A 1,787-nucleotide genomic window follows, 5' to 3' on the forward strand; every position below is an offset into this window, starting at 1 on the left:
TACAGGTGTATCCCTCTTGCTTTTATCACCATACTTATTCACTTTTCATTTCCAATCAATAACAGTATATATTTCCAGTCAAGTTTTCGATTTATTAGTATCAGTTAGCTTTGATATTACTATCTTTACACCTCTGACCTATCTATCTTGTTTTCTTCAAGTAATCTCATAGAAATCTTATCTCGAGGTTGGTTTCGTGCTTAGATGCCTTCAGCACTTATCCTTTCCAGACGTAGCTACCGAGCTGTGCACTTGGCAGTACAACTCGTACACCAGCGGTCTGTCCATCCCGGTCCTCTCGTACTAAGGACAGATCCTCTCAAATTTCTCACGCCCACGGTGGATAGGGACCGAACTGTCTCACGACGTTCTGAACCCAGCTCGCGTGCCTCTTTAATGGGCGAACAGCCCAACCCTTGGAACCTACTCCAGCTCCAGGATGAGACGAGCCGACATCGAGGTGCCAAACCTCCCCGTCGATGTGGACTCTTGGGGGAGATAAGCCTGTTATCCCCGGGGTAGCTTTTATCCGTTGAGCGATGGCCCTTCCACTCGGTACCACCGGATCACTAAGTCCGACTTTCGTCTCTGCTCGACCTGTATGTCTCGCAGTTAAGCTCGCTTTTGCCTTTGTACTCTTTGAATGATTTCCAACCATTCTGAGCGAACCTTTGAACGCCTCCGTTACTTTTTTGGAGGCGACCGCCCCAGTCAAACTGCCCGACTGACAGTGTCCTATTACCAGTTTCATGGCAACTAGTTAGAACTTTAGAATTAAAAGGGTGGTATCCCAACAGTGACTCTGCAAACTCTGGCGAGCTTGCTTCTTAGTCTCCCACCTATCCTGTACATTTAATCCCAAAATTCAATGTCAACCTGCAGTAAAGCTCCACGGGGTCTTTCCGTCCTACCGTGGGTAAGTCGCATCTTCACGACTACTACAATTTCACCGGATCCTTTGTTGAGACAGCGCCCAAATCGTTACACCTTTCGTGCGGGTCGGAACTTACCCGACAAGGAATTTCGCTACCTTAGGACCGTTATAGTTACGGCCGCCGTTTACTGGGGCTTAAGTTCGTTGCTTCGATTGCTCTAACAAGTCCCCTTGACCTTCCAGCACCGGGCAGGTGTCAGCACCTATACTTCATCTTTCGATTTAGCAGATACTTGTGTTTTTGGTAAACAGTCGCTTGGGCCTATTCTCTGCGACCTAATTTCTTAGGCATCCCTTCTCGCTAACTTACGGGATTATTTTGCCGAGTTCCTTAACAAAGGTTCTTCCGCGCGTCTTAGAATTCTCTTCTTGCCTACCTGTGTCGGTTTGCGGTACGGGTACAAGATTATTCGATAGCACCTTTTCTTGGCAGTTTGAATCTGTCGCTTCGCATCTTTCTGCTCCCCATGATAACTTACGTTAGCGAATATACGGATTTGCCTGTATATTCTGGCTTGTTACTTGGACGTGTTCTACCATTCACACGCTCGACTTTTCCTTCTGCGTCAGTACTTCTCTCAATCACAATCTTGTAGTACAGGAATTTCTACCTGTTGTCCATCGACTACGCCTTTCGGCCTCGCCTTAGGTCCCGACTTACCCTGAGAGGACGAGCCTTGCTCAGGAATCCTTGGGCTTTCGACGGGGATGATTCTCACATCCCTTTTCGCTACTCATGCCAGCATTCTCACTTGTATATAATCCACAATTGCTTACGCTTTTTGCTTCAATTCATATACAACGCTCCTCTACCGATAGAAAAGCTATTATGCCAGTTGTATGTTGTTAAGTG

1 rRNA gene (running past one end of the window) is annotated in these 1,787 nt (G+C 46.9%); it reads right to left on the reverse strand.

The annotated features are described in order from the left end of the window. Positions 1-74: 74 nt before the first annotated feature. A 23S ribosomal RNA gene (locus DES33_RS09320) occupies positions 75-1,787 on the reverse strand (it continues 1,293 nt past the right edge of the window).

The organism is Finegoldia magna (genome assembly GCF_003182075.1).
Taxonomy (GTDB): Bacteria; Bacillota; Clostridia; order Tissierellales; family Peptoniphilaceae; genus Finegoldia; species Finegoldia magna.